This is a genomic window from Microcystis sp. M53603_WE2, assembly GCF_030065435.1.
Window position 1 is genome coordinate 1 of sequence record NZ_JASJFF010000633.1, and the last position, 4,194, is coordinate 4,194.

General features: G+C 43.4%; 4 protein-coding genes. 1 reads left to right on the forward strand and 3 read right to left on the reverse strand.

What is annotated here, in order from left to right:
* Positions 1–31: 31 nt before the first annotated feature.
* Together ubiE and PX481_RS13485 are read right to left on the reverse strand one after the other, a co-directional pair.
* Positions 32–730: a bifunctional demethylmenaquinone methyltransferase/2-methoxy-6-polyprenyl-1,4-benzoquinol methylase UbiE gene (ubiE, locus tag PX481_RS13480; protein ID WP_002758259.1), complete on the reverse strand. Its 699-nt coding sequence runs from the start codon at positions 728–730 to the stop codon at positions 32–34.
* Between the two features lie 126 nt (positions 731–856).
* Complete coding sequence (locus tag PX481_RS13485) at positions 857–1,726, reverse strand: MBL fold metallo-hydrolase (protein WP_002758261.1); 870 nt, start codon at positions 1,724–1,726, stop codon at positions 857–859.
* Between the two features lie 137 nt (positions 1,727–1,863).
* Here PX481_RS13485 and PX481_RS13490 point away from each other — a divergent pair, with 137 nt between their 5' ends.
* Positions 1,864–3,093, forward strand: coding sequence for a class I SAM-dependent methyltransferase (locus PX481_RS13490; RefSeq protein WP_288094734.1), 1,230 nt, complete (start codon positions 1,864–1,866; stop codon positions 3,091–3,093).
* Here the strand turns inward: PX481_RS13490 and PX481_RS13495 are convergent.
* Positions 3,070–4,056, reverse strand: a complete 987-nt coding sequence (locus PX481_RS13495) for a DMT family transporter (protein WP_288094735.1) — start codon at positions 4,054–4,056, stop codon at positions 3,070–3,072. The genes PX481_RS13490 and PX481_RS13495 overlap by 24 nt on opposite strands.
* Between the last annotated feature and the right edge of the window lie 138 nt (positions 4,057–4,194).

Consider the following 4,194-nt stretch of genomic DNA (forward strand, 5'->3'; position numbering starts at 1 on the left):
GCAGCAAAAAATAAACGGAAATGTGAGTGAGTTATTTCTTCAAGACTAACACTCCCATCAGTCCTGCTAGGAGTGGATAGTGAACAGCGCCGGAAAATCCCGACTGATAGCCTAATTTTACCTGTTCTGGGCCCCGGGGAAAGCGATCGATACTGGGACTAATATAAGCGTACTGGTCAGTTAAACCGTAACGCTCGGCAGCCGGAACGACGATATGATCGAGATACCAGTTTTGGAATAGTTTGGCGATGGTTTCGGTGGGTTGATGGAAGTCAAGAATCGCCGCTTTAGCACCCGGTTTGAGGACTCGGTATAATTCCCCCAAACATTGGGCAGTATCCACCACATTGCGTAATCCATAGCCAATAGTGGCACAATCAAAGCTAGAATCGGCAAAGGGTAAATTAAGGGCATCCCCTTCCATCCAGTTAATATTAGTGGCACTAAAACGTTGACGGGCGATTTTTAATTGTTGTGGGGAAAAATCTAGTCCGATCACTTTGCCCGTTTTACCCACTTGTTTTGATAATAGGTTAGTCAGGTCGCCGCTACCACAACAGATATCGAGGGCAAAATCTCCTTTTTCGGGTTGACACCACTTGACTGTCATTAATTTCCAGATACGGTGTAATCCTAAACTTAATTCTTGATTAAGGCGGTCATATTCGGGAGCGATCTGATCAAAAATTGCTTGTATTTCTGTGGAGTTAGGTGAGGATTGATTGGACATTTTTATAATATGGCATCAGAGAAAATCCCAGATGAAGTTATACCATTCTATCCTATCTGCGCTCACGGAGATAAGCTGTTGAGCATCTACAGCAGTTATCTTCATGGTGGGGAACAGTGACTTAGATTACACTTCATCTATCTGATCATCTCCCGGCCGCAATTCGATCGAGAGGCCTTCCCGGGCGAGAATAGTTTCAGGGAAAATCTTTCTTGCCTCTTCCCCAATGCGATCGAGAAAATCGTCATTATGGGCCGGATCGTGATGAAATAGAACTAACTGCTTAACTTGCGCTGCTTGAGCGATTTTGACTGCCTGCTGCCAAGTGGAATGACCCCAACCCACCTTAGAATACTTAGGATCGTTGTATTCCTCATCGGTGTAGGTAGCATCAATAATCATCACATCCGCTTGCCATGCCAAAGCCAAAACGTTATCATCAAGGCGATCGGGAAAATGTTCGGTATCGGTAATATAGGCTGCCGATAAACCCTGCCAATTTACCCGATAACCCACCGCTTCTCCTGGATGATTTAAAGGACGGGTTTCGACGGTGACATCCCCACAGTGGAGGGTTTCGCCCATTTCTAGATTATAAAATTCTAAATCGGCCCGCATAATCTGCAAAGGCACGGGAAAATTAGGATGTAACATCTGATCGTGTAATGTTTGCTTGATGGTTGCTCCGTTGGGGGAGGGAACTGCGTAGATTTTAAAAGTATTGCCCCGGATAAAAGCAGGGATAAAAAAAGGAAAACCCTGAATATGATCCCAATGGGAGTGGCTGAAAAATAAATGGGCTTTCGCTGGACTTTCTGCCATCAAAGACTGTCCTAGTAGGCGTAACCCCGTACCACCGTCAAAAATTAATCTTTCTCTACCGACTTGCATCTCTACACAGGAAGTATTACCACCATAACGAACGGTTTCCGAACCTGGACAGGGAATACTCCCCCTTACTCCCCAAAATTTGATCTGGAAGCAGTTGTAGAGCATATCAGAAGTTTCTCTACTGGTACTGATGGGCTAATAGATCAGATTAGCACTCTTCCACAATTAAGTCTGTGACCTGATGACAAGCACGATGATTTACGATAGTGGAAAAGGATTATAGTTTTCGGGAAAGCAAGAGCATGGATTTACAGAAATTCTTAGAACAATTGCCTCAACAGTATCAGGATTGGGGATCGGCTTTAATGTCGCCTATTTCCGAGCAATTAACCCTTTTAAGCGAAAAAACCGCCTCCTATCCCGATCGCAATCTCTTTCCCCTGCTCAATCTCGCCGTTGCCTGTCTGCAACCGGACGAGGTTTACTGTCAAGTGGGTTGTTTTCGTCGCGGTAGTTTAGTCGCCGCTTTCTGCGATAATAGCGATCGCTACGGTTATGGCGTAGAAGCTTTTTTTAAATACGATCCATCGGGAGAAAAACTAACTATATTATCCCAGGATTTGGAGGATTTTCAACTATCAGAACAAATATTTTTAAGCGATCAAGAAACGGAAAACTTTTTCGATGATCTGGAAGAATTAAACAGTGAAGAAAAGCTGGGAGTTTATTACTACGATGCCGCCGAAGACTATCGCTCTCTCTTTATCTCCTTGCTTTTAGCCAAAAACTTCTGGTCTGATTCCGCTTTAATTATCATCAATAAATGTCAGCATCCCGCTCTCCAACAGGCAATAAAAGATTTTACTAAAACCCATCCCCAAGCTCAGATAATTTTAGATGATCAAGTCGCTAATCACGGTTTGCTTGGTTTGACAAATATTTGTTTATTAGCTTGGAATGCTCCCCCAGGGATAACAGCGCTAAAATCCCCGAAAAAACTGGTTTTAAATGTGGGTTGTGGTCCCTATAATCCCGAAGCTTTACCCCAACTATTCCGCGATGGCAATTGGCAAGAAATTCGCCTCGATATCAATACTGCTGTTAACCCAGATATTTTAGGAACTATTACCGATTTAAGTGCCGTTCCCGATAACTCCGTCGATGCGGTTTTTTCTAGTCATAATCTAGAACATATTTATCATTACGAAGTTCCCATCGCCCTAGAGGAATTTAAACGCATTCTTAAACCCGAAGGCTTTTTAATGATCGTAGTTCCCGATATGCAAACTGCCGCCGAATTTGTCGCTAGAGGCGATATGGAAAATGAACCTTTATATATTTCTCCCGGTGGTCCCGTGCGGGCTTTATGGATGTTTTACGGCATGGGAACAGAAGTCCCCGGAATGCCCTATATGGCTCATAAAACAGGTTTTACTTCTCAAAATCTCAACCAAAAATTACAAGAAGCAAATTTTGCCAGAGTCGAGGTAATTCGCACGGAATTTGAGTTAGTTGCTTTTGGGTATAAGTGAGGAAAGATTAGCAAAAATTGCCCGCAATTGTGGGGCGATTCTTTCCCTTTGATTGATTAAATAAATACTAACGAGGGTTAAAGATACCCCCACCCATTGCAATACACTTAACATCTCACCGAGGAATAAATTCCCGAAAGTGAGGGCAAAAACCGGAGTTAAAAAAGTTAAAGAACTTAAACTGGTTAAATTGCCCTTGGCGGCTAAATAAAAGAATATTCCGTATGCGATCGCACTACCAAAAATCGTGGCATAACTTAAAGCTAACCAACCATTTAAATCGATATTTTGCCATTGATGGGATTCGGTGAAACCTGAAGCTAAAAATAGCGGCAATCCTCCTAAAATCATGTGCCATCCCGTGGCGCTGACGGGATCCGCATGACGACAGACAAACCGGATTAAGACTGTTCCCACCGCCATGGATAGGGAAGCCAAAAGCATGAGCATTTCGCCGCTATTTAGTAATTCCTGCCAGCTAAAGTCAATATTTAACCCTTTTTGTCCAAAAAAGTCATAAAACCATTGATCGGGCAAGCCAATTAAACTAATTCCCCCAATCCCTAAACCCAATCCCAACCAACCCCAGACACCGATAACTTCTTTAAATAGCCAACTGGACATTAAAGCCACCGCTAGGGGTTGGGAGTCAATAATTACCGATCCTAACCCTGCCCCGGTGCGATTTAATCCCAATGCCAGAAAACCTTGAAAAAGAGTGGCATCCATCAGAGCAAAAAGGGCAATCCATAGCCACGCTTGCAGGGTTTTGGGCTGAGGACGACCTAAAAACCAAGCTACTATTAAAACTAACATTCCGGCGGGGACAAGGCGAATTCCCGCCATAAATAGGGGGGTGGTGTGGGGGATAACACCCTTCATCGCTACCATCGCTGTTCCCCAGAGAAAAAACGGTGAGATAAGTAAGAGGGGCGAGGATTTCTTTAAATCTAAGTTTTCCATAGGTAGCGATCGAGTTTTGTAGATAACAAATTTCCCTAATTGTATAGTAGAGACTGGGTATCGGCTCTTAATTCTCTTGACTTTCTCCTAACTGATTTTCCTCTAAAGCTGTTATTGGTTTTTCTTCGCTCGATCCGA

Bases quoted from the DNA above. Each gene is read 5' to 3' on its own strand.
- ubiE (WP_002758259.1), bottom strand. From the start codon at position 730: ATGTCCAATCAATCCTCACCTAACTCCACAGAAATACAAGCAATTTTT.
- PX481_RS13485 (WP_002758261.1), bottom strand. From the start codon at position 1,726: ATGCTCTACAACTGCTTCCAGATCAAATTTTGGGGAGTAAGGGGGAGT.
- PX481_RS13490 (WP_288094734.1), top strand. From the start codon at position 1,864: ATGGATTTACAGAAATTCTTAGAACAATTGCCTCAACAGTATCAGGAT.
- PX481_RS13495 (WP_288094735.1), bottom strand. From the start codon at position 4,056: ATGGAAAACTTAGATTTAAAGAAATCCTCGCCCCTCTTACTTATCTCA.